We start from the raw sequence: 24,440 nt of genomic DNA on the forward strand, positions 1-24,440 counted from the left end.
TTCTAATTCGAACGTGGAGGTGCGCATGAGGCACGGGGTCGTGCTGTTCGCCAGCGACCGGGGAATCCGGCCGGCCGACGCGGCCCGGGCCGCCGAGGACGCCGGGTTCGACACCTTCTACGTGCCCGAACACACCCACATCCCGGTCCGCCGGGAAGCCCCGCACCCCGGCACCGGGGGTGCCGCCCTGCCCGACGACCGGTACTCCCGCACGCTCGACCCGTGGGTCGCCCTCGCCACCGCCGCGCAGGTCACGACACGGATCCGGCTCGCGACAGCGGTGGCGCTCCCGGTCGAGTCCGACCCGATCACGCTCGCGAAGACGATCGCGACGCTCGATCACCTCTCCGGCGGCCGGGTGACGCTCGGCGCGGGCTTCGGCTGGAACACCGACGAGCTCGCCGACCACCACGTCGACTCGCCGCGGCGGCGCACCGTGCTCCGGGAGTACGTCGAGGCGATGCGGGCGCTCTGGACCCAGGAAGTCGCCGACTACCAGGGCGAATACGTGTCGTTCGGTCCGTCGTGGGCGTATCCGAAGCCGGTTCAGGCCCACGTGCCGCTGATCATCGGCGCCGGCGGCGGGCCGAAGACGTTCGCGTGGATCGCGCGTACCGCTGACGGTTGGATGACCACGCCGACCGAGACCGGTCTGCGCGAGAAGACCGACGCTCTCCGCGACGCGTGGAGCCGGGCCGGGCGGGACGGCGAGCCGCAGATCCACGTGCTCGCGACCTCGCGCCCCACGCCCGAGCTGCTCGACTCGTGGTCCGACGCGGGGATCACCGACGCGATCTGGGGGTTACCCGACCGCTCCCCCGACGAGGTGGTCGCCTCCCTGGCCCGCACCGCCGACCGCCTGGGCCTCTCCGCCACCCGCCCCTGAGCCACCCGCCCGGGCCGCTGCGGCGTGCGCCTCAGCTTCGGGAGCGGGGCGCCGATAGGACCCCGACGTCTCGCTACGGATCGGGGGAACCGGAGTGCGCTGGACGATCAAGCGAAAGCTCGTCGGCATGGGCGCGGTAGCGCTCGTGGGTGTCGCCGCAATGTCCGGGGTGCAGTACTACACCGGCCACCAGTCGAGCGCCGCGCTGACCGAGATCGCGGACAACAATTACCCGTCGGTGCGTCTCTCGCTGGAGATGGAGGTCGCCAAGACCGGACAGGCCGACGACCTCTCCAGCTATGTGGCCAGCGGGAAGACCTCCCACGTCACCGAGTGGAAGGCCGACGGGGCCGAGTACGAGAAGTACCTCGACGAATACGGCGGCCTCGACAACACCGCAGCGGAGGTCGAGATCGTCAACGACCTCCGCGCGCTGGAAACCCGGTACGACACCGCGGCCCAGCAGGTGATCGCGCTGGTCGGGCAGGGTAACCGCGCGCGTGCGGCCGTTGTCTCCGACGCGACGCTCGGCCCGATCGAGGACCAGATGTTCGCCGGGCTCACCAAGCTCGAGGACCTCAACGCGGACTTCCTCGCCGAGGAGAACGTCCACGCGAAGTCCCAGGCGCAGACCGCGCTCTGGTTCTCGCTCGGGCTGGCGACGCTGATCGCCGTGGTCACGCTCGTCGTCTGCGCGCTCGTGGTGCGCTCGATCCTCAGTGCGCTGGCCCGTACGTCCGCGGTGCTGAGCGCGGTCGCAGCCAACGACCTGACACGCACCGTGGAGGACGTCGGCAACGACGAGATCGGCGAGATGAACGCGTCGCTGAACACGGCGATGACGTCCGTGCGCAAGCTCGTCGGTGCGGCGGGCGAGTCCGCCCACGCGCTCGCGGCCGCCGCCGAGCAGCTGACCGCGTCCGGCGTCCAGATCGCGCACAGCGCGGAGGAGACGTCCGCGCAGGCGCAGGCCGTCGTCCGGGCGGCTGAACAGGTGTCGATGAACGTGCAGACGGTCGCGGCGGGCTCGGAAGAGATGAGCGCGGCGATCCAGCAGATCTCGGAGAGCGCCAACGAGGCCGCGACCGTCGCGGCGGAGGCGGTGCAGGCGGCCGAGTCGACGAACTCGACGATGCACCAGCTGGGCGACTCGTCGATCGAGATCGGCAACGTCGTCAAGGTCATCACGTCGATCGCCGAGCAGACGAACCTGCTCGCGCTCAACGCGACGATCGAGGCCGCCCGGGCCGGCGAGTCCGGCAAGGGCTTCGCGGTGGTGGCCAACGAGGTCAAGGAGCTGGCGCAGGAGACCGCCAAGGCCACCGAGGACATCTCGACGCGCGTGCAGGCCATTCAGGCCGACAGTCAGACGGCCGTCAGCGCGCTGGACGCGATCCGCGACGTCATCGGGCGGATCAACGACTACCAGGTGACGATCGCCGCCGCGGTCGAGGAGCAGGCCGCGACGACCGGCGAGATGAACCGGAACGTGTCGGGGGCGTCGGAGGGCGTCGGCGAGATCACGGCGAACATCAGCGGGGTCGCCGAGGCCGCCGAGATCACCGGGCAGGGCGTCACCGAGTCGGCGAAGGCGACGGCCGATCTGTCGCGAATGAGCAACGACCTCCAGCAGTTGGTTAGTGCGTTCCGGGTCTGAGTGTCTGTAGCTTCAGTTCACGGTTAGAGTTCTAGTTCGAGGGTGTCGGTTTCGCTGCGGGAGACGCAGGCCATGAGCGCGGTGCCGGCGGTGCGTTCGGTGTCGTCGAGGTACTCGTCGCGGTGGTGGGGTGTGCCGGCCAGGACTGGTGTCCGGCACTCGCCACAGATGCCCTGGCGGCAGAGGTTCGGCACCGCCACGCCGGCGGCCAGGAGGGCTTCCAGCAGGCTCGTGCCGGGCGGCACGACGACGTCCCTGCCGGTCCTGGCCAGGCGGGCGACGAACTCGCGGCCCGGGTCGAGCTCGGCCGGCACGAAACGTTCGAGGTGCAGGCGCTGCGGCACCCACCCGGCGTCGGCGGCGTCCGTGAGCACCCGGTCGGTGAGGCTGCCGGGGCCGCAGACGTACAGGTGGGTGCCGAGCGGCTGGTCGGTGAGCGCGCCCTTCAGCACGCCCAGGAAGTCCTCACGGGTGGTGACCCGGTGCAGGTGCGGACCGAGCGCGGTGGTCAGCTCCGCCGCGAACGCACCCGCGTCCAGCCGGTGCACGTAGATCAGTTCGACGTTCTGCGCCCAGCGTCGGGCGTCGCGGACGTGCGCGACCATCGGCGTGATCCCGATCCCACCGGCGATCAGCAGGTGCTTGCGGGCGGTGCGCACGGGCGCGAACGCACTGCGCGGACGGGAGGCTTTCACGGTGTCGCCGGGCACCCGCTCGTGCAGGTAGACCGACCCGCCGCTGCGGCGCAGCACCGCAATCGTGTACTCGCTCGGGGCGGCGCCGTCGTTCGTCAGCGAGTACGAGTTACGCGCCGGCCCGCACTCCAGCACGACGTGACTCCCGGCCGGGTGCGGCGGAAGCGGCCGTCCGTCGGCCGCGGCCAGGGCCAGCTCACGGATGCCGTCCGCGATCTCGGTGGTGCGCCGGACGACGAGGTCCAGGACCGTCATTCAGCCGAGCCGAGGTAGGCCGCGTGGACGCGCGAGACGTGCGCGTGCACGACCAGCGTGCGGCCGCAGCCGGAGCACCGCAGCCGCTCGTCCGGGCGGACGTCGGCTTCCGTGGTCGCCGCGCAGTGCGCGCACCGCACCCGGCGGCGCCGGTCGTCGGTGACCAGGATCCGTAGCTCGGCGTCGAGTGCGCCGCCGTCGAGCGCCACCGCGTGCGCGCGCAGGACGTCGATCTCCGGCCCTGCCAACAGGAGGCGCCAGCCGACGTTCACGAGCCGCAGACGGTCGGCGAGCGCAGCGAGCGCGTCCTCGTCGGCCCGCTCGGAGCGCCGGACCCACACCGGCCGGGCCAGCGCTCTGATCCGCTCGCACCAGTCGGCGGCGACCCCGGCGGCCTCACCGCCGAAGGCCATCACCGCGAATGCGCGTCCGCTCTCGTCGATCCCGGGATCGGTGGTCGGCCAGCGCGGCACGCTCGTGTGCGATGCAACCATCGTTCCAGGATCTCAGTTATGGGTCAGTCGGACGTCAACAGCCGGAAGAAGCGGCGGCGACCCACAGTGGCCTCGGCTTCGTCGGTGGCCACCAGCGCCGCCGCGACCGTCTCCGCCACCGGCGCGGGTGCGGCCGTGCGCTCGGCTGCCGCCGCCCGCTCGGGGACCGGGGCGCCGGGCACCGGTACCGGCATCGGCGCCGGTGCGGGAACGGAGCCGGGAGCCGGGGCGCCGATCAGCTGGTCGTCGTCCGGGACCGTCGAGCCCTGCAGCAGGTGGTCGATCCGGGCGGCCAGCTCGCGTGGGCTGAACGGCTTGGCCAGAAAGTCGTCGACACCCGAGTTGAAGCTCTCGCCGATGTACTGCGGCTGGCTGTGTGACGTCACCATGATGACGGGAACCTTCGCCGTCGTCGGGTCGGCCCGGATCAACCGCACGACGTCGAGGCCGGACAGCCCCGGCATCTGCATGTCGAGCACCACGACGTCCGGCACCGAGTTCTTCACCGCGACGATCGCGGCCGCACCATCCTCGGCCGCTGTCACCTGGTGACCGGCCCGCGACAGCTTCTCGGTGATCATCACCCGGATATCCGGGTCGTCCTCGGCGATCACGATCGCGCCCATATGGCATCCCTTTCCCCGCTTCATCCTGATATTGACCCAGCGCAGGTCTCGGAAAAGTTGCAGAACGGGTGCAGCCCGGGAGCGAGAAACGCAAGTTCGCAGGCCACACCCGTTCCGCACCCGAGCGGGGCCCAGTGCGCACCCGACGCCGCCGATGGTGGAGGTGTCGGCAGCTGAGCGGGATCGGGGTGCGCATGGCCAGGTGGACCGTCGGACGACTCGTGGCCTTCGGCTGTGTCCTCGCGATGGTCGTCACCGCCGTGCTCGGCGGCAGCGCGTACGTCCGCATCGAGCAGATGAGCCACAACCAGGCTTCGGTCGAGCACAGCTACCAGGTGCTCGACCGCATCGCCGCGCTCCGTACCCAGCTGCAGGACGCCGAGCGCGGCCAGCGCGGTTACCTGCTGACCGGCCGCGACTCCTACCTGGCGCCCTACGCCGGTGCGGTGGACCAGGTCAACTCGACGATGAGCGGCCTGGCGTCCGCGGCCGCCGACGACGCCGTCGCCCGCCGCGCGCTGACCGCCCTGCGCCCGGTCGTCGACGGCAAGCTCGCCGAGCTCGCCCAGACCGTCCGCCTGCGCCGCACCCAGGGCTTCGGCGCGGCGCAGAGCGTCGTCCTCACCGACCGCGGTGACCAGGACATGGCGCGGATCCAGACACTCCTCTCCGACCTGGAGCGCCACGAGCGCACGCTGCTCGCCGCCGGCCAGGCCGCGCGCGCGGCCGGTGCCGCCGCCACCCAGCGCCTCCTGCTGTGGGGGTCGGTGTTCGCCGCGCTCGTGATGGGTGGCGTCGCCGCCTGGGTGACGCGTTCGCTGACGGCCCCGGTCCGCCGGATCACCGCTGCCGCAGACCTGATCAGCGCCGGTGACCTCGCGCGCCGCGTCCGCCCGACCGGCCCGGTGGAGCTGCGTCACGCCGCCGAGGCGATCAACGCGTCGGTCGACGCGATCTGCGCGGCGCGGGACGAGGCGATCGCTGCCACCGCGGCGAAGTCCGCGTTCCTCGCGACGATGAGCCACGAGATCCGCACCCCGATGAACGCCGTGATCGGTATGACCGGGCTGCTCCTGGACACCGAGCTCGGCGCCGATCAGCGTCGGCTGGCCGAGACCGTCCGCGACAGCGGCGAATCGCTGCTCGCGATCATCAACGACATCCTCGACTTCTCGAAGATCGAGGCCGGCGAGCTCGACCTCGAGGACACCCCGTTCGACCTGCAGGAGTGCCTGGACAGCGCGCTGAGCCTGGTGGCGCTGCCCGCCCACACCAAGGGCCTGGAGCTGGTCGGGTCGCTCACCGAGGACTGCCCCGCATCGCTGAGCGGCGACGTCACCCGGCTGCGCCAGGTGCTGGTCAACCTGCTGTCGAACGCGGTGAAGTTCACCGAGCGCGGCGAGATCGCGGTGACCGTCGACGGCCACCGGACCGCGTCGGACTCGGTCGAGCTGGAGATCAGCGTCCGGGACACCGGCATCGGCATCCCGGCCGACCGGATGGACCGCCTGTTCCGTGAGTTCAGCCAGGTCGACGCGTCGACGACACGGGTCTACGGCGGCACCGGGCTGGGCCTGGCGATCAGCCGGCGTCTGGTCTCGGCGATGGGCGGCGACCTGCGCGTGACCAGCGAGGTCGGCGTCGGCACGACGTTCACGTTCACAGTACGTTTGGCCGCACCCGCCGACCGCCGGGTCGCGTCGGTTCCGGCCGGTCTCGCCGGGAAGTCCGTGCTCATCGTCGACGACAATCCCGCCGTACGGCGGATCGTCGCCACCCGGCTGGCGTCGTCGGGGATGCGCTGGACCGAGGCCGACTCGGCCGAGGCCGCGATGCTGGCGCTCACCGACGGCATCGCGTACGACGTCGCGCTGATCGACGGCACGTTGCCGGGCACCGACGGGGTGCGGCTGGCGCGTCGGATGCGCTCGCTGCCGGCCGGGCGGGAGCTGCCGCTCGTGCTGCTCGCGGGCGCCACGGGTCAGCCCGACCTCACCGGTGACGCGCTATTCGCTGCCGTGCTGACCAAGCCGCTGCGTCCGACGGTGCTGGCGTCGACGCTCGGGCGTCTGCTGGACCCCTCGCTCGTCGATGTGGGGCGCCGTTCCGTCGCCCCCGTGGCCGCCCGGCGCCTGCGGGTGCTGCTGGCCGAGGACAACCCGATCAACCAGCAGGTGGCGCAGCTCATCGTCGAGAAGCTCGGGCACCGGATCGACACGGTCGGCAACGGCCAGGAGGCGGTGGAGGCGTTGGCGCGTACGCAGTACGACGCGGTGCTGATGGACGTGCAGATGCCGGTGCTCGACGGGTTGGAGGCGACTCGTCGGATCCGTGCCTCGGTGCCTGGGGGGCGGCAGCCGCACATCATCGCGATGACGGCGAGCGTGCTGGTGGAGGACCAGGCGGCGTGCCGGGCCGCGGGCATGGACTCCTACCTGCCCAAGCCGGTCCGCGCCACCGCCCTGGCCGCAGCCCTCGCCGCCGTCGGCGCCACCGACCCGGCCGCCGTCGCGGCGCCGGCGGCCGCGGACGGCACCGCCGCCGCCGCGGCCGCGGGCGCGAGCGTTGCGGGCGCGGGCGCTGCCGTTGTGGCGGTCGATGGGGAGGGTGCGGACTCGCAGAATCTTGCGGACATGCGGGTGCGGTTGGAGGACCTGCTGGAGGAGGACTCGGACGACGACGAGCGCGCGATGATCGGGCGGCTGTTCACCTCGTTCACGCGGCGTCTCCCGGACGTGCTGGACACCGTGGAGCAGGCGCTGCGCTCCGCCGACGCCGAGGCGCTCGCCGCGACCGCGCACAGCCTCAAGGGCATGGCATCCAATGTCGGCGCGCTGCGGCTCTCCCGCCTCGCCGCCACTCTCGAGGACGCGGCCCGCTCCGGCGCCCCTCTCCCCACCGACGCCGAGCCGCGCCTACACACCGAAGCCACCGCGGCGGCGGAAGCCGCCGACCGCATCGCCACCGAACTCGCCCCGGTGCTCGTCGCTGCGTGACCGGACTCAGACCAGCATGGTGATGGCGGCGGTGATGCCGGCCAGGACGATGAGGCTTCGGAGGAGGGTCGCGGGGAGGCGGCGGCCGATCAGGGCGCCCGCATAGCCCCCGCCGGCGGAGCCGAGGGCGAGGAGGCCTGCCGCGGCCCAGTCGACGTCGGCGATGAGCACGAACATCACCGAGGCGACGACGTTCCCGGCCGCGACCGAGAGTGTCTTGAGCGCGTTGACGACACGGATCTCCAGGTCGGCGCCGAACCCGAGCACGGCCATCATCATGACCCCCGACCCGCCCCCGAAGTACCCGCCGTACACCCCCACCATCGTGCACGCCACGGTCGTCGCCACCGACAACCGCGTCCGCCCGGGCACCTCCCCGGTCTCGGCGGCGGGCGGTCGGGCTCGGCGGAGGAGCCTGGTGATCGTCGGCTGGGCTCCGACGAGCAGGCACGTCACGAGGATCAGGTACGGCACGATCGCCGCGAACACCCCCGGCGGCAGCGCCAGCAGCAAGACGACGCCGAGCACCGCGCCGCCCGCGCACGTCACCAGCACGATCGTCGTCACGACGGGATGTTCACGCAGTTCGCGGCGGTAGCCGAACGAGCCGCTGAGGCCGGCCGGCGTCAACCCGAGCGTGTTCGAGACGTTCGCGACCACCGGCGGAAGGCCGACCGCCAACAGCACCGGGAAACTCAGCAGCGACGCGAACCCGACCGTCGAGATCAGCAACCCGGAGCCGAGCCCCGCGACCAGCACGAGCGCGTACTCGGCCGGTGAGTTCACCGCAGCAGTATACAGAGGTGACTCATGTCACTCTAAACTGGACACACCGACCGGGAGGTGTGTCATGGGACCGGAATGGGTGGCGATTCTCGCGCTGATCGCGTTGTTCGTCGCGGGAACGGCGTTACCGATCAACATGGGCGCGCTGGCGTACGTGGCCGCGTGGCTCGTGGGGATGTATTCGCTCGGGTTGGACGAGAAGGAGATTCTCGCCGGGGTCAGCGGGGACCTGATCCTCACGCTGATCGGCGTGACGTATCTGTTCGCGGTGGCCAGAAACAACGGCACGGTGGACGTGATCGTGAACTCGGCCGTCCGGGCCGTGGGCGGGCGGGTCGCGCTCATTCCGTGGGTGATGTTCGCGGTGACCGCGGTGCTGACCGCGATCGGCGCGGCCAGTCCGGCGGCCTGCGCGATCATCGGGCCGATCGCGCTGGGGTTCGCGGGGAGGTACGGGATCAACCCGTTGATGATGGGGATGTTCGTGGTGCACGGGGCCCAGGGTGGGGGCTTCTCGCCGATCAGCATCTACGGGACGATCACGAACTCCGTCATAGAGGAGGCGAATCTCCCGAGCGGGGAGATGACCGTGTTCCTCGCGAGCCTCGCGATCAACCTCGTGATGGCCGCGATCCTCTTCGCGATCTTCGGCCGCGGCCTCCTCAGCCGCCGCGTGGCCCCAGCCGGCGCCGAAGCGCCGGACCACACCCCCGCCCACACCGGCGCGAGCCGCGCACGAGCGGGCAGCACGGGCACCGCGGTGCAGGTGGGCGGCGTGGACACGGCGAGTGCCGGGCGGGCCGCGGACGACCCGCCGGACGAGGGCGCGGACGACACCCCGAGTGGCGGCGCTACACCGGCTGATGCAGACCCGGCGGGTGGCGCGGATGCGACGGGACGCGCCGGTGGGAGGCCCGCCGGTGAAGGGGCCGGGCGGGATGTGTTGGCGGCGGTTCGGAGTGCTGCGGCGGGGCGGACCCGGCATCGGTACGCGGAGGCGGGGGCAACCGGGGAGACGCCGAGCGCGGAGACCACCTCCGGCGGGAGCCGGCGCGACCACGTGCTGACGCTCGTCGCGTTCGCCGCGGTCGCGATCGTGGCGCTCGCGTTCGACAAGAACATCGGGTTCGTCGCGATCACGGCGGCGGTTGTGCTCGCGATGCTCTCCCCCACCCAACACCGCGACGCCATCCGGCAGATCGCCTGGCCGACGGTGCTGCTCGTCGCCGGCGTCAGCACGTACGCGACGATCCTCAACGCGGCCGGCTCACCGGAGTTCGTCGGCAAGTGGGCCGCCGGACTCGGCGCCGTGGCGATCGGCGCGCTCGTGCTGTGTTACGTCGGCGGTGTGGTGTCCGCGTTCGCGTCGTCCACAGCGCTGCTCCCGGTGATCATCCCGATCGGTGTGCCGCTCGTCGTCGACGGCGGGATCAACGCCGCGCAGTTCGTCGCCGCGCTCGCGATCTCCTCGACGATCGTCGACGTCAGCCCGTTCTCCACGAACGGCGCACTGATCCTCGCGAACCGTCCGGAGGCGATCCCGGAGGCGCGCTTCTACCGGCAGATCCTCACGTACAGCGTGATCGTCGTGATCGTCGGTCCGCTGCTGGTCTGGGCGGCGCTCGTGTTACCGGCGTAGGCGCCGCTCGGTGGGGTATGCCGGGGCACCCGACCGAGAGGTGAAGATCTTCATGCGAGCACAACAGGCCGCGACGACGCTGGTCGCCGTCGGCGTCACCGGCTGGGCCGCCCGGCGGGTGCTCACCCGCCGGGCCGCGCGCAACAGCCCGGCAGCCGAGCAGTCGCACTGGCGGTTCGTCACCGTCAACGTCGCTCCGGAGCAGGTGCGGCCGTTCCCCCAGCCGCTGCGGGAGCTGGACGCGGAGATCGTGGTGCGTCCCGCGCCGGGCGGTCGGGGCACCGAGATCGGTGTCCGCCTCAACGAGGGCGAGCCCACCGGCGCGAAAGCCGCCGCGCAGCGCTTCGCCGGCACCGACCCGCGCCAGGCCGTCCGCAAGGCACTCCGGGACGCCAAGCAGCTCCTGGAGACCGGCGAGATCCTCTCGCCCGACCGACCGGGAACGAACACGAAGACGCTGACCGGGAAGCCGCTCGAGCTCGCGATCGCGCACGCCAAGGGAGAGGGCAAGCAGTGAAGGCGCTGACCTGGCAGGGCGTGAACAAGCTGTCGGTCGAGACGGTCCCCGACCCGCAGATCCTCAACTCCCGCGACATCGTCGTACGGGTCACCAAGACCGTCACCTGCGGCTCGGACCTGCACCTGGTGGGCGGCTACATCCCGTTCATGAAGAAGGGCGACGTCCTCGGGCACGAGTTCGTGGGCGAAGTCGTCGAGGTCGGCGCAGGGGTACGCAACCACACGATCGGCGACCGCGTCGTCGTCTCGTCGTTCATCGCCTGTGGCAAGTGCTGGTACTGCTCGCAGGAGCTGTTCTCGCTCTGCGACAACGGCAACACGAACCCGGCGATCACCGAGGAACTGTGGGGTTACTCGCCGGGTGGCTGCTTCGGTTATTCGCACGCGATGGGCGGCAACGCCGGCAGCCACGCCGAGTTCATCCGCGTTCCCTACGCCGACGTCGGCGCGTTCACGATTCCGGACGACGTCAGCGACCTGCGCGCGCTGTTCGCCTCCGACTCCGCCGCAACGGGCTGGATGGGTGCGGACCTGAGCCAGGTCACGTCCGGGGACGTCGTCGCGGTGTGGGGCGCCGGAGCCGTCGGGCAGATGGCCGCCCGGGCCGCGATCCTGCTCGGCGCCGAACGTGTCGTCGTCATCGACCGGTACGAGTACCGCCTCGACCAGGTACGTCAGCACATCGGGGCCGAAACGCTCAACTACGAAAAGGTCGACGTCGGGAGCGAACTGCGCGAGCGCACCGGCGGCCGCGGGCCGGACGTGTGCATCGAGGCCGTCGGCATGGAGGCGCACTCGACCGGGCCGGACTTCGCGTACGACCAGGTCAAGCAGCAGTTGCGGCTGCAGACCGACCGGCCGACCGCGGTGCGGGAGGCGATCTACCACTGCCGCAAGGGCGGGTCGGTGTTCGTGCTCGGTGTGTTCGCGGCGGTCGTGGACAAGTTTCCGCTCGGCGCGATGATGAACAAGGGCCTCACTGTGCGGGGTGCGCAGATGCACGGCCAGCGGTACATCCCGATGCTGCTCGAGCGGATGCAGAAGGGTGAGCTGGTCACCGAGCACTTGGCGACCCACACGATGCCGTTGAAGAACGGGCCGAAGGGGTACGAGATCTTCAAGGACAAGAAGGACGACTGCGTCCGCGTCGTCTTCGAGCCCTGACCCGCGACGAGGACGGCCGCCCGGATCCCGGGCGGCCGTCCTCGTTCGCCGGATCGAACGAATCCCGACGCCGCGAGGCCGCGCAACGCGGGGCTGTGCCGCGCGGCGCGAGGCGGCGCGAGGCGGCGCGGCGCTGGCAGGAGCGGCGCCGCGCCAGCGGGTGCTTACGCGAAGAGCGACGCGGCGCCGGCCGCGAACATTCCGGCTACTACTATCCCCGCGATCACGCGGGTGGCCGGCGACAACGCCCAGCTGCCTACCGTCCGGCGTTCGCTGCAGAACCAGACCAGTGGCACCAGGACCAGGGGCAGGGCAACGGTGAGCAGCACCTGGCTCCACACCAGCACCGTCACCTGCGGAAGCCCACTGCCGGCGATGAGCGCGGCGGGGATCAGGCACGCGATGCGGCGGACCGCGGGCGGCGCCGGGAAGCCGGGCACCAGCCGGCTGATGACGTCCGCGCTGACCATTCCGTTGGCGGTCGAGGACGCCAGCCCGGCCCCGATCAGCGTTACCGCGAACAGGATCGTGGTGACCGCGCCGACCGAGCTCAGCGCGTCGGCCAGGTCGGTGCCGCTGCCGGCGCCGCTGGCCGTGATCGACATGATCGCGCAGTTGACGGCGAACGCGACGCCGAGCGCCGCACCGGTCGTGATCAGCGAGCGGCGGCGCAGGCGTGACAGGCGGGCCGCGGTGGCGCGGCCGCCGTCCTTGCGGTCGGCGGCCTGCCGCAGGTCCCGCGCGAGCGCGCTGTGCAGGAGGATGTTGTGCGGCATGACGACCGCACCGATCAGCCCGGCTGCGACGACGATGCCGCCCGGCGGTAGCGGCTCGGGGCGCAGGCCGCCGACGACCCCGCCGACACCGTGCAGGAACAGCACGGACAGGTAGACGGCGCCGACGAGCCCCAGGCATGCGTAGACGGTCCGGCGGGCGACGCCGGGGGGCGCGACGAGAATCGCGACGATCAGCGCGGTGGCGGCGGCCACCGACGCGCCCGTCGACCAGCCGGTGAGCAGCTGGACACCGATGACGACGCCGAGCACCTCGACGATCTCGGTGATGACGAGGATCCCGAGGATCGGAGGAATGAGCACGGCGCGGGCCGGGCGTGGCAGGCGGGTCCGCAGCAGGGACGCCAGGTCCTGACCGGACGCCAGCCCCAGGCGGGCCGACAGGTACTGCAGGAACAGTGCCAGGCCGGTGGCGAGCGCGAGCACCCAGACCAGCTGGTAGCCGAACTGGGCACCGGCGGCGACGTCGGTGCCCCAGTTACCGGGGTCGACGTAACCGGCGGAGACGAGCAGCGCCGGGGCTAGCGTCCCGGCGGTCGCGGGGAGCAGGCGCCGGGGCGCCCGCATGGTGGGTGCCGCCGGCACTGCCACCGGCACCGCGGTCACCGCAAAGCCTCGCGCGCCTCAGCCGCGCCGGGCGCTGCGGCAGGCGCGGTAGCTGCGGCGGGGACGGCTGCGGCGGCGGGGGGCATTGCTGCCGCCAGGCGCAGGCGGAGGCCGAGTAGGGCCAGGAGTGCGATCGCGGACACGAGCAGGGCGGGGTGTCGCGTCCAGGCGGCCAGCGGGGCGAGCAGGGCCACCAGCAGGATCAGGCCCGGCCGGTGGCGGGCGACCACGGTGAACGGGTGGGGCATCGGCGGCTCGAGCGCGTGGCGGTCGAGGGCGTGGTAAATCAACGAAGCCTCCTGGGGGAAGGCCGCGGCGCCCGGCGCCGGACAGCGCCGGGCACCCGCGGGATCATTCGGTGCCGGTGACCTTCTTGACGACGTTCTTGATGCCCTGCGCCGTGCCTCCGGCGGCGGTGCCCGGCTTGCCCTTGCCCATGCTGCCGTCGTAGGTCGCGTACAGCTTCGGGTCCGGCGGCGGGAGCAGACCGATGTCGTCGCTCGGCACGGCCGGGTCCTGGACCAGGATCTCCTGCTCGTCGACGAGCGTCATGCCACGCGCCCAGCGCCCCTCGGGACCGGTGCTTCCCTCGGAGAACACCCAGTAGGTGTGGTCCTGGACCTTGTCCTCCTCCTCGAAGTTCGAGTCCTCGATGATGTCGGCGAACCCGTCCTCCTGGAGCTGCTCGATGCCGAGCAGCCACTGCTGCTGGTGCCAGGTGTCGCGGGCCAGGTTGAATTTGAGCATCGCCCGGACGCCGGGGTCGTCGGTCATGTTGTAGAGGCGGCTGGTCTGCAGCCGGCCCTGCGCCTCGGCGTGGGCGTTGGAGCGGAAGTCGGCAAGCAGGTTGCCGCTCGCGACGATGTAGCCGGTGTTCCACGGCACACCCTGGCTGTTGAACGGCACCGCGCCGCCGCCGGCCACGATCGCCTGCTGCGGGTTCATGCCGCCGAGCACCGCGCCGAGGACCGGGTTGGCCGCCGCGGCCTTCTCGGTCGCCTCGCTGGGGGCGCCCTCGAGCAGCCGGGCGATCATCGTCGTGATCATCTCGACGTGGCCGATCTCCTCGGTGCCGATGTCGAGGAGCATGTCCTTGTACTTGCCGGGCATCCGGCAGTTCCAGCCCTGGAACAGGTACTGCATGGTGACCGTCAGCTCGCCGAACTGGCCGCCGATCAGCTCCTGGAGCTTCATCGCGTACACGGCGTCCGGCTTCTCGGGCTTGGCCGCGAACTGCAGGTTCTTCACGTGGCGGTACACGGGCGTACTCCTTGCGCTAGGGGCGACGGTCGGTGTTCCCGGCCGCAAGGAGGACCCTTCTGGACACTCGTCCCGGCCTCGTCCACGCCGCCGTGCCCGTACCGCGTCACGTTCCGTCCGAAATTTGTCCGCGGTGCGTGCGCTGCGCGTCTCCGGCGCGTCTCCCCTGCCGTCGCCGTGGCGTCCCGGGCCCGAGAATTCCCTGGAAGGGATCAGGTGTAGGTCGCCGGAGACGGGTCACCCCGCGCATGTCGTGAGGCGCTCCGGACACGTGGCGGCCCCGCGGCATCCGATGAAAGGCCAACGACAGATGACGTCCTCGCGCCCGAGCGGCACCGCCCTCCGGCTGCTCAACGCGTTCGACCTCCGCCACGACGAGCAGCCGGTCCGGGTGTGCGGCTCGGCTCAGCGACTGCTCGCGTTCCTGGCCCTGAACCGGCGTCCGGCCCATCGCCGCACGCTGGCGGCGACGCTCTGGCCGGATCTGAACGACAAGACCGCCGCGACGAGACTGCGGTCGACGCTGTGGCGGCTGCCCGCCCCGACCGGCGACCGCCTCGTGGACTCCGAGGGCGGTCAGGTGCGGCTGACGTCGGTGCTCGAGGTCGACCTGCACCTGGTCGAGGACGACGCGACGGCCGAACGGATCGACATCACCCAGCTCGTCGGCGAGATCCTGCCGGACTGGGACGAACCGTGGGTGGACGCGGAGCGCGAACGGTTCCGCCAGCTGCGGCTCCACCGCCTGGAGGAATCGGCCGACCGGGCGCTCCAGCGGGGGCAATGGCACGTGGCGTTGCAAGCGGCGCTGGCCGCGTGTGCCACCGAGCCGCTCCGGGAGAGTGCTCACCGCCGCGTAATGCAGGTGCACCTGGCCGAGGGCAACCCCGGTGAGGCGCTCCGGCACTATCACACCGTCCGGCGCCTGCTCCGCGACGAACTGGGCCTTCCCCCGGCCCCGGCGACCCGCGAGGTCGTCGCCCACCTGCTGGGCCGACCGGTCGACGCCCGGACGTCCGCCTGAGCCGCAGGCGCCGTGTGACCGTCTGAGCCGCAGGCTCAGTGTGACCGCAGCTGGTCGCGCTGCTGCAGGCTGAACAGCAACACGAGCGACGGCACCACGATCACGAACGCGACCGCGGCGACGATCGTCAGCGCCCAGAGCGTCGGGGCCGGGGCGGCGGCCTCGCCGATGGTCACGTGCGTACCGAGCACGTACGGGTACTGCGCCACACCCCACCCGGCGACGATCGTGCCCGCTGCGGTGATCGCGAGGCCCTGCAGCAGCCGGGGCGCCGCCCTCCCGAGCAGTACGAGGGCCGCCACGCCGCACACACCGCTGACCAGCACGAACGGCAACCCACGGGAGAGGAGACCGTCGAACAGTCGCGGTGAATCGGCGTGCAGGATCGCGATGCCGGCCAGCGCGACGACTCCGGTGACCACGGCGGAGGCTCGCGCCCGCCGCCCGAACCACCGGCCGAGGTCCGCGATCTGCCGGCGCTCGAGCTCGGCCGACGGCACCGGGCGGTTGCGCGCCTCGGCGGTGAGGAACACCGCGGCGACGAACGCGCAGACCAGCACCGCGAGCCCTCCCCCGAGCAGCGACGTGGGGTTGATCCAGCTGGTGATCGCGTCGCCGTGACCGTCGGCGGGCACCCGCCCGGACGCGATCCCGCCCGCGACAGTGCCGAGGAAGAACGGCGTGATCACCGACGAGGTCGCGAACGCCGCGCCGGTGACGCGCTGCTGCTCGGTGTGCACGACGACCTTCCGGAACGCGAACCCCGATCCGCGCACCACGATGCCCAGCGCCGCGAGGCCCAGCGGCACGTAGAGCGTCGTCGTCATGGCCGCGAAGGCGGTGGGGAAGCCGGTCCAGAGCATGACCAGGCAGAAGATCAGCCAGACGTGGTTGGCTTCCCAGACCGGGGCGAGCGTGGTGTCGATCAGGTGCCGGGGTTCGCGGCCGCGACGGGCACCGCCGGCGGTGAGGTCCCAGAACCCGGCGCCGTAGTCGGCGCCGCCGAAGACCGCGTACGCGATGACGCCGACGAACAGCACGACCGCGGTGAACGTGCTCACGACGAGGTCCCCGGCCCGTACGGCACCGCAGGCTCGACATCGTCGGCCCTGCTTCCGTCGGGCCCGGTGCCGTCAGGCCCGTTCCCGCCGACCCCGGCGCCGTCGGCTTCAGCTTCGTCGGCTGCGCGCCAGCGTTTGCGGAGCAGGCCCAGCACGGAGAACGTGGCGATCGCGACCGCCGCATAGAGAACCACCGTGGCGCCGAACAGCAGCCAGATGTTGCCCTCGGTCGTCACCGCGTCGCGGGTGAGCAGGTGCCCGACGACCGTCCACGGCTGCCGGCCGACCTCGGTGACCACCCACCCGGCCTCCAGCGCGACGATCGCGGCGACTCCGCTGACCGCCGTACATCGGTAGAACCATTGGCTGCGCGGCAGGTCACGCCGACGCCACCACGCCCACCCGAACCACCCCGACAGCGCGAGCAACGCCATGCCGATGCCCACCATGACGTCGAACGACAGGTGGACGACGGTCACCGCCCGGTCGGTGGGCCGGAACTCCGGCGGAACCTCCTCGAGACCGGCGATCTCGGTCGACGGCACGTACCCGGAGAGAATCGACGCGCCCCACGGGATGCCGACGCCGTAGTGCACCTCGTTGTCCGAATACCAGCCGCCGAGCACCTCGGGCACGTGGGTGTCGGTCCGGTACAGCGCTTCGATGGCGGCGAACTTGGCCGGTTCGTTCCGGAACACCTCGCGGGCGGCCATGTCGCCGACGAAGATCTGCACGGGTGTCACGAGCGCCGCGACGGTCAGCGGGATCAGCAGCCCCAGGCGGTGGTAGCGGTCCCGACGGCCGCGGAGCATACCGACCGCGTACACCCCGGCCACCGTGAAACCCGCGACCATGTACGCGGCCAGCAGCATGTGCAGCGCCTCGTACCAGAACGCGTCGTTGAACAGCACCTGCACCGGCTGGACGTCGACGATCTGCCCGTCGCGCAGGGTGAAGCCGGCGGGCTGGTTCATCCAGGCGTTCGCGGCGACCACCGACGACGTCCCGCCGACCCCGGAGAGCACGACCGGGACGCCGGACCAGAAATGCGGCCACGGCTTCATCCGGTTCCAGCCGTAGATGTAGATCGCGACGAAGATCGCCTCGATGAAGAAGAACAGGCCCTCGATCGCGAAAGGAATGCCGAACGCGGCGCCGTACGTGCCCATCAGGCCGGGCCAGAGCAGACCGAGTTCGAAGCTCAGCACCGTTCCGGAGACCGCGCCGACCGCGAACAGCACCGCTGCGACCTGCGACCACCGGCGCGCGAGCAGCAGCGCGGTCTCGTCGTTGCGCTTCAACCCGCGGTAGTTCGCGATCAGCATCAGGAACGTGAACGCGACTCCGAACGGCACCAGGATGATGTGGAAGCCGAGCGTGAACGCCATCTGCTCGCGGGCGGGCCAGAGTTGCTCCGGATCCGCGGCGAGCACCCACTCCATGGAGGTCACGGTAGGCGGGTATCCGAGAATGGAGACCTGACACGCTCGACGGAAGGTCCATCGGTTCATGCCCACGCGAATCGGAGTTGTCGGGGCCGGCATCGTCGGGCTGGCGATCGCCCGGCGGCTCGCCCAGCGCGGCGCGGACGTCGTCGTCTTCGAGAAGGAAGCGGATGTGTCGCGCCATCAGACGGGACACAACTCCGGCGTGGTGCACGCGGGGATCTATTACGTGCCGGGGTCGTTGAAGGCGACGCTGTGCCGGCGCGGGGTGTCGCTGCTGAAGGAGTTCTGCGCCGCGCACTCGCTGCCGTACGAGGAGATCGGCAAGGTCGTGGTCGCGCGGGACGAGGTCGAGGTCGTGCGGCTCAAGGAGATCGAGCAGCGCTCCTCCGCCAACGGGGTACCCGGGGTGCGGTGGCTCGCGCCCGCTGAATTGCGCGAGATCGAGCCGCACGTCGTCGGGGCCGCGGCCCTGCACTCCCCCACGACCGCGATCGTCGACTACGTGGCCGTGGCACGGGCGATGGCGTCCGACGTGCAGGTTGCCGGGGGTGAGGTGCGGTTCTCCTCGCCGGTCACCGCGATCTCGTCCGTCGGTGACCGGATCGGGGTGCGGGGCGAGGTGTTCGACCGGCTCGTGATCTGTGCCGGGCTGCAGTCCGACGTCGTGGCACGGCTCGCCGGTGACGACGCGGGGCCGGCGATCGTGCCGTTCCGCGGTGAGTACTACCGCCTGACGCGCCCTTCGCTGGTTCGGGGGCTGGTGTATCCCGTGCCCGATCCGGCCTACCCGTTCCTCGGGGTGCACCTGACGCCGCGGGTGGACGGCACCGTCGACGTGGGGCCGAACGCGGTGCTCGCGACCGCGCGGGAGGGGTATCGGCGCCGCGACGTGAACGTGCGTGACCTCGGGCGCACGCTGGCGTGGCCGGGGTTCCGGCGGCTCGCTGCTCGCCACTGGCGGGCCGGGTTGCACGAGATCCGGGGGTCGGTGTCGAAGCGGGCGTTCGCGGCGGCCGCGCAGGACTACGTTCCCGCGCTTCGCGCCGCCGACCTGGTGCCGGCGCCCGCCGGCGTGCGGGCGCAAGCCGTCGACCGCGACGGTTCACTGGTCGACGACTTCCGCATCAGCACCCTCGGCCCGGTGACGGCGATCCGCAACGCCCCGTCCCCCGCCGCGACCTCGTCGCTGGCGATCGCGGAGTACGTCGTCGAGCGCATGTCCTGACGCCGCGGCCCGCGCGGTCTCACTTCGCGGTGAAGCCCGCGTCTACCGGGAGGGTGACGCCGGTGACGTAGCGGGCGTCGTCGCTGACCAGCCACGCCACCGCGTTGCTGACGTCGATCGGCTCGATCATGTCGACCGGCATCAGGTTCGTCATCGTGTCGCTCCCGTCGTGGTTCTCGGCGAGGAACGCGGCGACCGCGTCGTTCACGATCATCGGCGTGTTCACCCCGGTCGGGTGGATCGAGTTCACCCGGATGCCCTGCGGGCTCAGCCAGTTCGTGAATGTCCGCATCAGCCCGACGACGCCGTGCTTGGCCGCCGCATAGGCGACGCCACCCGGGTCACCGGTCGAACCGGTCCCCGTCAACCCCATCGTCGAACTGGTCAGCACCACCGAACCGGCCTGCTTCGACAGCAGGCTCGGCACCGCCGCCATCACGGTGTTCCACACACCGATCAGGTTCACGTCGATGACGTCCCGGAACGCGGCCTCGAGATCGGCTTCGGCGAAGCCCATCACCGCGATTCCGGCGTTGGCGATCACGATGTCGACAGTGCCGAGCGCCGCCTCACCCTCGCTGACCGCGGTCTTCAGCGCGGTGAGGTCCCGGACGTCGGCCTGGCGGGCGACGATCCGCCGGTCGAGCGCCTCGACCTGCTTCACCGTCTCGGCCAGGTCGTCGGGCTGGGACATCGGATACCCCACCGTACGGATCTGTCCGCACAGATCCACGGCGATGATGTCGGCCCCCTCCTCCGCGAGCCGCACCGCATGACTGCGGCCCTGCCCCCGCGCGGCGCCGGTGATGAACGCGACCTTGCCGTCGAGTTTTCCCATGCCGCGCCACGTTACCGATTGACAGGCAAGTCTGGGCTTGCCTATCGTTCCGGCATGGCGGACGTGTTCAAGGCTCTGGCCGATCCCACGCGCCGCACCATCCTCGACGAACTGCGGGAACGCGACGATCAGACGCTGTTCGAGCTCTGCAGCCGGCTGACGATGAAACACGGCCTGAGCTCCTCACGGCAGGCGGTCTCGCAACACCTCGACGTCCTCGAAGAGGCCGGGCTCGTCACGTCCCGACGCGAAGGCCGCTACAAGTACCACCGGCTCGACACGTCACCGCTGCGCGCCATCGTCGAGCGGTGGCCCCTTCCTGACTAGGCACAAGCGATGCAGACTGACCAGGAGTAAGCGATGCAGATCTACCTCACGAACGTCTTCGTGGACGACCAGGCCAAGGCGCTCGCGTTCTATACCGACGTGCTCGGCTTCCGGAAGAAGGAAGATGTCCCGCTGGGCGAGGACCGGTGGCTCACCGTCGTGTCCCCCGACCAGCCGGAAGGGCCCGAGCTGCTGCTCGAGCCGTCCGGCCACCCGGTGGTGCGGCCCTACCAGGAGGGCCTGGTCGCCGACGGCATTCCCGCCGCGTCGTTCGCGGTGGACGACCTCGCCGCGGAGGCCGCGCGCCTGACCGCGCTGGGCGTGACGTTCACCCAGGAGCCGACGGACCTGGGCCCGATCGTCATGGCCGTGCTCGACGACACCTGCGGCAACCTCATCCAGCTCGTCCAGCGCAAGTAGTAGCCTCCACACAGGTCACGAGTGTCAGCGTCGAGCCCCGGCGGCAGGCCGCGTCCCTGGGAGCCCGCCTGTGCTGATTCGCCGTGCTACTTCTGACGACGCCGAGCGGATCGCGGCGCTGCATGCGGACAGTTGGCGGCGCTTCTATCGGGGCGCGTACTCCGATGCGTTCCTCGACGGGGACGTGGTCGCGGATCGCCACGCGGTGTGGGCTTCGCGGCTGGCGGTGCCGACCGAGACCGTCGTGGCCGAGCGGGGCACGGACCTGCTCGGGTTCGTGCACGTCGTGCTCGACGACGATCCGCGCTGGGGCAGCCTCGTCGACAACCTGCACGTGATGCACGACGTGCGCCGCACGGGGATCGGCACGCGCCTGCTCGGGGAGGCGGCCACGGCCGTCGCGGAGCGCGCCGCGTCGCCCGCCATGTACCTGTGGGTGCTCGAGCAGAACAACGACGCCCAGCGGTTCTACGTCCGCTGCGGCGCCACCCGCTCCGAACTGGCCGGGGTCGACGCCCCGGGCGGCGACCCCACCCGCCTCGACGGCACCCGAACAAACTCCGCATGACCTGGCCCGACGCCACCTCCCTCGCCGCCTCCGAGCGGTCCCGTTAAGCCGCGTTCCACCCCGCCGAAACGGGACCGCTTCGCCGGGCCGCCTCCGAGCGGTCCCGTTGCGGCGGGCGCTGACGCGCCGAAACGGGACCGCTTCGCGGGCACGCCCGAACGGGACCGCTTCGCGGGCACGCCCGAAACGGGACCGCTTCGCCGCCTGGATCAGGCGGGGTGGGCCGCCAGGTCCGGGGCGCTCGGCGCCGGGGCGCCGGCGGGGGCCGTGGAGGACTTCGGGGCGCGGCGCCAAAGGCGCCAGCCCCGGAAGCGGCCGGCACCGAGCCCCCCGGTCACCCGGTCGAGGAAGATCGCCAGGATCACCACGGCGAGCCCACCCTCGAACCCGGTACCGATGTCGAGCTGCGTCACTCCCCGCACCACGATCTCCCCGAGCCCACCAGCCCCGACCATCCCCGCGATGACCACCATCGACAGCGCCAGCATGATCACCTGGTTCACGCCGGCCATGATCGACGGCAACGCCAGCGGCAACTGCACCTGACGCAGCACCTGCCACGGCCGCGACCCGAACGCGTGCGCCGCCTCCACGATCTCCGGATCGACCTGCCGGATCCCCAGCTCGGTCAGCCGCACCGCGGGCGGAATCGCGAACACCGTCGTCGACACGGTGCCCGGCACCACCCCGATCCCGAAGAAGAACACCGACGGGATCAGGTACACGAACACCGGCAGTGTCTGCATGAAGTCCAGCACCGGCCGCACGATCGCCCCGGTCCGCGAACTCCGCGCCGCCAGCACCCCGAGCGGCACCCCCACTAGCACCGCCGCGAATGCGGCGATCAGCACGACGGTCAGCGTCTGCATCGCCGCGGTCCACAGTTCCATCGACACGACCAGCAGGAACGCGGCCACCGTGAACACGACCAGCTGCCACGACCGCGCGGCCACCCACGCGAGCAGCGCGAACACCGCGATCACCACCCCGTACGGCGGCGCATGCAGCACGCGGTACAAGAGATTGATCACCTGCGTCACGAACGACGCCAACCCGTCGAACACACCCCCGAGGTGCTCGAGCAGGAACTTCACCAGCGAGTCGACCCATTCGCCGACCGGAACCCTAGGCACGGACACCTCCCAGAGCCGTCAGCAGGTCACCGGCGGGCACCACGCCGAGCAACCGCCCGTCGTCGACCACGACCAGCGGCGCTGTCGGTGCCAGATGCAGGAACTCCACGAGCGGCCGGTCCGGCGGCACCACGTGGTACCCGTCCGCCACCCGCGCCGAGAGGTCCGGCTCCCCCGCGTCGTGAGCGGCCGCCACGTCCGACGACCCGACCACGCCCAGCAGCCGATCGTCGGCGTCGAGCACGAAGACGTCGCTGCCCAAGACGTCGCCGGGCGCAGTGGACAGAACCGCCGTCGACGGTGCCGGACGCATGACCGCGGACGCGGTCAACACACGGGAGCGGTCGACGTCGGCGATGAACTCGCCGACGTAGTCGTTCGCGGGCGCGGCCAGAATCTCCGGGCCGGTGCCGCACTGCTGCACCCGACCGTCCTTCAGCACCATGATCCGGCTGCCGATCCGCATGGCCTCGTTGAGGTCGTGGGTGACGAACACGATCGTGCGGGGCCGGTCGGACTGCAGGTCGAGCAGCAGGTCCTGCATGTCGCGGCGGATCAGGGGGTCCAGGGCGCTGAACGGCTCGTCCATCAGCAGGACGTCCGGGTCTCCTGCCAGCGCCCGGGCCAGGCCGACCCGCTGGCGCTGGCCGCCGGACAGTTCCTGGGTCCGCGCGTCACCGCGGTCGCCGAGCCCGACGCGGTGCAGCGCCTCGTCGGCGCGTTCGAGCCGCTCTTTCGCCGGAACGCCCCGCACTTCCAGCCCGTAGGCGGCGTTCTGGCGCACCGTGCGGTGCGGGAACAACGCAAAATGCTGAAAGACCATGTTGACGCGCTGGTTGCGCAGTTCGCGCAGCGCCGCGGGGTTCAGGCCGGCGACGTCGACACCGTCGATCGTCACCGTGCCCGAGGTCGGCTCGACCAGGCGGTTGATCATGCGGAGAAGCGTCGACTTGCCGGAGCCGGACAGCCCCATGAGGACGAACAGTTCACCGGCTTCGATGTCGAAGCTCACGTCGTCGACAGCGTTTTTGGTGCCGTAGGTCTTTGTCAGACCGCTGCCGGTGATCACCCGCCCACCACCGCGGCCACGCCGTCCTTGCCATCGACGGTCTTCACACCGTCGAGCCACTTCGTGACGACATCCTTGTTCGAACCCAGCCACGCTGACGCAATGTCCTTCGCCGGCTTCTTCTCCGGCCCGAACGCGTTGATCCACTGCGACGCGGTCTCGGCGTCGACGGTGATCTGCGACAGGAACTTCGCGAGGTTCGGGTCGTCGGACTTGAGGCCCTTGCGGGTCAGCACGCGGATCTCACCGGCGCCCGGCCACACCTTCTCGGGGTCGTCGAGGAACGTGACCGCCCACTTCACGACCATCCAGTGCGGCTTCCAGGCGAGGAACACGACCGGCTGGTTCTTGGCCACCCGGCGCGTGACCTCGGCGAGCATCGCCTCGGTGCTGCTCTGGACGAGCTTCCAGTCGCCCAGCCCGTAGGCGTCCTTCTTGATCGCGTCGAGAATGGCCTGGTTGCCCGGGGTGCCGGGCTCGATGCCGAGGATCTCCCCCTTGAACTCTCCGGCATGCTTGTCGAGGTCGGCGAGCGACGTGATGCCCAGCTTCGACGCCTGGTCACCGGGGACGCCCGGCGCGTACTGGGTGCCGGTGAGCAGCGTGCCGGTCACCTCCACGGAGCCGGAGTCGATGAGCTTGCCGTACACCGCTTCCTGCGAGGGCCACCAGTTGCCCAGGTAGGCATCGGCCTTGCCGGTGGAGAGGGCCTGGGCGCCGAGCGGCACCGCGACCTCCTGCACTGACGGCTGGTAACCGAGCTTCGTCAGGATGTCGCTGACGAGCTGGTTCTCGACGATCAGGTCTTCCCAGGGTTGCTGGACGAGCTTCACCTCACTCGTGGCGTCTCCGCCGTCGTTCTCACCGAACGCGGTGTCGCTGGAGTCACCGCAACCGGCCAGGACTGCCGTCAGGGCGAGGGCACCGGCTATCAATCGGTACTTCTTCAT

General features: G+C 71.1%; 24 protein-coding genes. 11 read left to right on the top strand and 13 right to left on the bottom strand.

What is annotated here, in order from left to right:
- Positions 1–25: 25 nt before the first annotated feature.
- Both ACGFY5_RS10480 and ACGFY5_RS10485 read left to right on the top strand, forming a co-directional pair.
- Entirely contained in the window at positions 26–886 is an 861-nt protein-coding gene (locus tag ACGFY5_RS10480; protein WP_392719314.1) for an LLM class F420-dependent oxidoreductase, read from the top strand.
- A 94-nt stretch (positions 887–980) separates the two neighbouring features.
- Positions 981–2,543: a methyl-accepting chemotaxis protein gene (locus tag ACGFY5_RS10485; RefSeq protein ID WP_392719315.1), complete on the top strand. Its 1,563-nt coding sequence runs from the start codon at positions 981–983 to the stop codon at positions 2,541–2,543.
- A gap of 23 nt (positions 2,544–2,566) precedes the next feature.
- Here the strand turns inward: ACGFY5_RS10485 and ACGFY5_RS10490 are convergent, their stop codons facing one another.
- The 3 genes from ACGFY5_RS10490 to ACGFY5_RS10500 are packed head-to-tail and all read right to left on the bottom strand — an operon-like array spanning position 2,567 to position 4,613.
- Positions 2,567–3,493 (bottom strand): PDR/VanB family oxidoreductase, encoded by a 927-nt coding sequence (locus ACGFY5_RS10490; protein ID WP_392719316.1) that lies wholly within the window; start codon positions 3,491–3,493, stop codon positions 2,567–2,569.
- Positions 3,490–3,987, bottom strand: a complete 498-nt coding sequence (locus ACGFY5_RS10495; protein WP_392719317.1) for a dimethylamine monooxygenase subunit DmmA family protein — start codon at positions 3,985–3,987, stop codon at positions 3,490–3,492. Before ACGFY5_RS10495 ends, ACGFY5_RS10490 begins: the two co-directional genes overlap by 4 nt.
- A gap of 23 nt (positions 3,988–4,010) precedes the next feature.
- Positions 4,011–4,613 carry a response regulator transcription factor gene (locus ACGFY5_RS10500; protein WP_392719318.1) on the bottom strand — a complete coding sequence of 201 codons (603 nt, stop codon included), beginning with the start codon at positions 4,611–4,613 and terminating at the stop codon, positions 4,011–4,013.
- A gap of 194 nt (positions 4,614–4,807) precedes the next feature.
- On the opposite strand from ACGFY5_RS10500, the gene ACGFY5_RS10505 reads away from it, so the two are divergent.
- The gene (locus ACGFY5_RS10505; protein WP_392719319.1) at positions 4,808–7,609 is read left to right on the top strand and encodes a response regulator; all 2,802 of its coding nucleotides are present in this window, start codon (positions 4,808–4,810) and stop codon (positions 7,607–7,609) included.
- Between the two features lie 6 nt (positions 7,610–7,615).
- Here the strand turns inward: ACGFY5_RS10505 and ACGFY5_RS10510 are convergent, their stop codons facing one another.
- Positions 7,616–8,395: a sulfite exporter TauE/SafE family protein gene (locus ACGFY5_RS10510; protein WP_392719320.1), complete on the bottom strand. Its 780-nt coding sequence runs from the start codon at positions 8,393–8,395 to the stop codon at positions 7,616–7,618.
- 64 nt (positions 8,396–8,459) lie between these two features.
- Between ACGFY5_RS10510 and ACGFY5_RS10515 the strand changes: the two genes are divergently transcribed.
- From ACGFY5_RS10515 to ACGFY5_RS10525, 3 genes are read left to right on the top strand one after another with little or no spacing between them, the layout of a single operon-like run.
- Positions 8,460–10,034, top strand: a complete 1,575-nt coding sequence (locus ACGFY5_RS10515) for an SLC13 family permease (RefSeq protein WP_392719321.1) — start codon at positions 8,460–8,462, stop codon at positions 10,032–10,034.
- Between the two features lie 52 nt (positions 10,035–10,086).
- On the top strand, positions 10,087–10,551 hold the full coding sequence (locus ACGFY5_RS10520; RefSeq protein WP_392719322.1) for a hypothetical protein: 465 nt from the start codon (positions 10,087–10,089) through the stop codon (positions 10,549–10,551).
- Positions 10,548–11,717, top strand: coding sequence for a zinc-dependent alcohol dehydrogenase (locus tag ACGFY5_RS10525; protein WP_392719323.1), 1,170 nt, complete (start codon positions 10,548–10,550; stop codon positions 11,715–11,717). Before ACGFY5_RS10520 ends, ACGFY5_RS10525 begins: the two co-directional genes overlap by 4 nt.
- 164 nt (positions 11,718–11,881) lie before the next feature.
- Here the strand turns inward: ACGFY5_RS10525 and ACGFY5_RS10530 are convergent, their stop codons facing one another.
- From ACGFY5_RS10530 to ACGFY5_RS10540, 3 genes are all read right to left on the bottom strand, one after another.
- Positions 11,882–13,117 carry an Nramp family divalent metal transporter gene (locus tag ACGFY5_RS10530; protein WP_392719324.1) on the bottom strand — a complete coding sequence of 412 codons (1,236 nt, stop codon included), beginning with the start codon at positions 13,115–13,117 and terminating at the stop codon, positions 11,882–11,884.
- Positions 13,114–13,407 carry a hypothetical protein gene (locus tag ACGFY5_RS10535; protein ID WP_392719325.1) on the bottom strand — a complete coding sequence of 98 codons (294 nt, stop codon included), beginning with the start codon at positions 13,405–13,407 and terminating at the stop codon, positions 13,114–13,116. Before ACGFY5_RS10535 ends, ACGFY5_RS10530 begins: the two co-directional genes overlap by 4 nt.
- Positions 13,408–13,468: 61 nt before the next feature.
- Positions 13,469–14,377, bottom strand: coding sequence for a manganese catalase family protein (locus ACGFY5_RS10540; RefSeq protein WP_392719326.1), 909 nt, complete (start codon positions 14,375–14,377; stop codon positions 13,469–13,471).
- A gap of 310 nt (positions 14,378–14,687) precedes the next feature.
- Between ACGFY5_RS10540 and ACGFY5_RS10545 the strand changes: the two genes are divergently transcribed.
- Entirely contained in the window at positions 14,688–15,401 is a 714-nt protein-coding gene (locus ACGFY5_RS10545; protein WP_392719327.1) for a BTAD domain-containing putative transcriptional regulator, read from the top strand.
- Between the two features lie 35 nt (positions 15,402–15,436).
- Here ACGFY5_RS10545 and ACGFY5_RS10550 read toward each other — a convergent pair whose 3' ends face one another.
- Both ACGFY5_RS10550 and ACGFY5_RS10555 read right to left on the bottom strand, forming a co-directional pair.
- A complete protein-coding gene (locus ACGFY5_RS10550) occupies positions 15,437–16,462 on the bottom strand; it encodes a cytochrome d ubiquinol oxidase subunit II (protein WP_392719328.1) in 1,026 nt (341 codons plus the stop codon).
- The gene (locus ACGFY5_RS10555; protein WP_392719329.1) at positions 16,459–17,904 is read right to left on the bottom strand and encodes a cytochrome ubiquinol oxidase subunit I; all 1,446 of its coding nucleotides are present in this window, start codon (positions 17,902–17,904) and stop codon (positions 16,459–16,461) included. Before ACGFY5_RS10555 ends, ACGFY5_RS10550 begins: the two co-directional genes overlap by 4 nt.
- A gap of 67 nt (positions 17,905–17,971) precedes the next feature.
- On the opposite strand from ACGFY5_RS10555, the gene lhgO reads away from it, so the two are divergent.
- Positions 17,972–19,135 carry an L-2-hydroxyglutarate oxidase gene (lhgO, locus tag ACGFY5_RS10560; protein ID WP_392719330.1) on the top strand — a complete coding sequence of 388 codons (1,164 nt, stop codon included), beginning with the start codon at positions 17,972–17,974 and terminating at the stop codon, positions 19,133–19,135.
- Positions 19,136–19,154: 19 nt separating this feature from the next.
- Here lhgO and ACGFY5_RS10565 read toward each other — a convergent pair whose 3' ends face one another.
- Complete coding sequence (locus ACGFY5_RS10565) at positions 19,155–19,973, bottom strand: mycofactocin-coupled SDR family oxidoreductase (RefSeq protein WP_392719331.1); 819 nt, start codon at positions 19,971–19,973, stop codon at positions 19,155–19,157.
- A 54-nt stretch (positions 19,974–20,027) separates the two neighbouring features.
- Between ACGFY5_RS10565 and ACGFY5_RS10570 the strand changes: the two genes are divergently transcribed.
- The 3 genes from ACGFY5_RS10570 to ACGFY5_RS10580 all read left to right on the top strand — a co-directional run bounded on the left by ACGFY5_RS10570 (position 20,028) and on the right by ACGFY5_RS10580 (position 21,288).
- The gene (locus tag ACGFY5_RS10570) at positions 20,028–20,300 is read left to right on the top strand and encodes an ArsR/SmtB family transcription factor (RefSeq protein WP_392719332.1); all 273 of its coding nucleotides are present in this window, start codon (positions 20,028–20,030) and stop codon (positions 20,298–20,300) included.
- 33 nt (positions 20,301–20,333) lie between these two features.
- Positions 20,334–20,720 (top strand): VOC family protein, encoded by a 387-nt coding sequence (locus ACGFY5_RS10575; RefSeq protein WP_392719333.1) that lies wholly within the window; start codon positions 20,334–20,336, stop codon positions 20,718–20,720.
- Between the two features lie 70 nt (positions 20,721–20,790).
- On the top strand, positions 20,791–21,288 hold the full coding sequence (locus ACGFY5_RS10580; protein ID WP_392719334.1) for a GNAT family N-acetyltransferase: 498 nt from the start codon (positions 20,791–20,793) through the stop codon (positions 21,286–21,288).
- A 209-nt stretch (positions 21,289–21,497) separates the two neighbouring features.
- Here the strand turns inward: ACGFY5_RS10580 and ACGFY5_RS10585 are convergent, their stop codons facing one another.
- From ACGFY5_RS10585 to ACGFY5_RS10595, 3 genes are read right to left on the bottom strand one after another with little or no spacing between them, the layout of a single operon-like run.
- Positions 21,498–22,421, bottom strand: coding sequence for an ABC transporter permease (locus ACGFY5_RS10585; protein ID WP_392719335.1), 924 nt, complete (start codon positions 22,419–22,421; stop codon positions 21,498–21,500).
- Positions 22,414–23,490, bottom strand: coding sequence for a glycine betaine/L-proline ABC transporter ATP-binding protein (locus tag ACGFY5_RS10590; RefSeq protein ID WP_392719336.1), 1,077 nt, complete (start codon positions 23,488–23,490; stop codon positions 22,414–22,416). Before ACGFY5_RS10590 ends, ACGFY5_RS10585 begins: the two co-directional genes overlap by 8 nt.
- On the bottom strand, positions 23,487–24,440 hold the full coding sequence (locus tag ACGFY5_RS10595) for a glycine betaine ABC transporter substrate-binding protein (protein WP_392719337.1): 954 nt from the start codon (positions 24,438–24,440) through the stop codon (positions 23,487–23,489). Before ACGFY5_RS10595 ends, ACGFY5_RS10590 begins: the two co-directional genes overlap by 4 nt.

Source organism: Cryptosporangium sp. NPDC048952 (genome assembly GCF_043197895.1).
Classification (GTDB): Bacteria; Actinomycetota; Actinomycetes; order Mycobacteriales; family Cryptosporangiaceae; genus Cryptosporangium.

Excerpts from the sequence above, each read along its gene's own strand:
- ACGFY5_RS10480 (WP_392719314.1), top strand. The coding sequence starts at position 26 with ATGAGGCACGGGGTCGTGCTGTTCGCCAGCGACCGGGGAATCCGGCCG.
- ACGFY5_RS10490 (WP_392719316.1), bottom strand. The coding sequence starts at position 3,493 with ATGACGGTCCTGGACCTCGTCGTCCGGCGCACCACCGAGATCGCGGAC.
- ACGFY5_RS10495 (WP_392719317.1), bottom strand. The coding sequence starts at position 3,987 with ATGGTTGCATCGCACACGAGCGTGCCGCGCTGGCCGACCACCGATCCC.
- ACGFY5_RS10500 (WP_392719318.1), bottom strand. The coding sequence starts at position 4,613 with ATGGGCGCGATCGTGATCGCCGAGGACGACCCGGATATCCGGGTGATG.
- ACGFY5_RS10505 (WP_392719319.1), top strand. The coding sequence starts at position 4,808 with ATGGCCAGGTGGACCGTCGGACGACTCGTGGCCTTCGGCTGTGTCCTC.
- ACGFY5_RS10515 (WP_392719321.1), top strand. The coding sequence starts at position 8,460 with ATGGGACCGGAATGGGTGGCGATTCTCGCGCTGATCGCGTTGTTCGTC.
- ACGFY5_RS10520 (WP_392719322.1), top strand. The coding sequence starts at position 10,087 with ATGCGAGCACAACAGGCCGCGACGACGCTGGTCGCCGTCGGCGTCACC.
- ACGFY5_RS10545 (WP_392719327.1), top strand. The coding sequence starts at position 14,688 with ATGACGTCCTCGCGCCCGAGCGGCACCGCCCTCCGGCTGCTCAACGCG.
- ACGFY5_RS10555 (WP_392719329.1), bottom strand. The coding sequence starts at position 17,904 with ATGGAGTGGGTGCTCGCCGCGGATCCGGAGCAACTCTGGCCCGCCCGC.
- lhgO (WP_392719330.1), top strand. The coding sequence starts at position 17,972 with ATGCCCACGCGAATCGGAGTTGTCGGGGCCGGCATCGTCGGGCTGGCG.
- ACGFY5_RS10565 (WP_392719331.1), bottom strand. The coding sequence starts at position 19,973 with ATGGGAAAACTCGACGGCAAGGTCGCGTTCATCACCGGCGCCGCGCGG.
- ACGFY5_RS10570 (WP_392719332.1), top strand. The coding sequence starts at position 20,028 with ATGGCGGACGTGTTCAAGGCTCTGGCCGATCCCACGCGCCGCACCATC.
- ACGFY5_RS10575 (WP_392719333.1), top strand. The coding sequence starts at position 20,334 with ATGCAGATCTACCTCACGAACGTCTTCGTGGACGACCAGGCCAAGGCG.
- ACGFY5_RS10595 (WP_392719337.1), bottom strand. The coding sequence starts at position 24,440 with ATGAAGAAGTACCGATTGATAGCCGGTGCCCTCGCCCTGACGGCAGTC.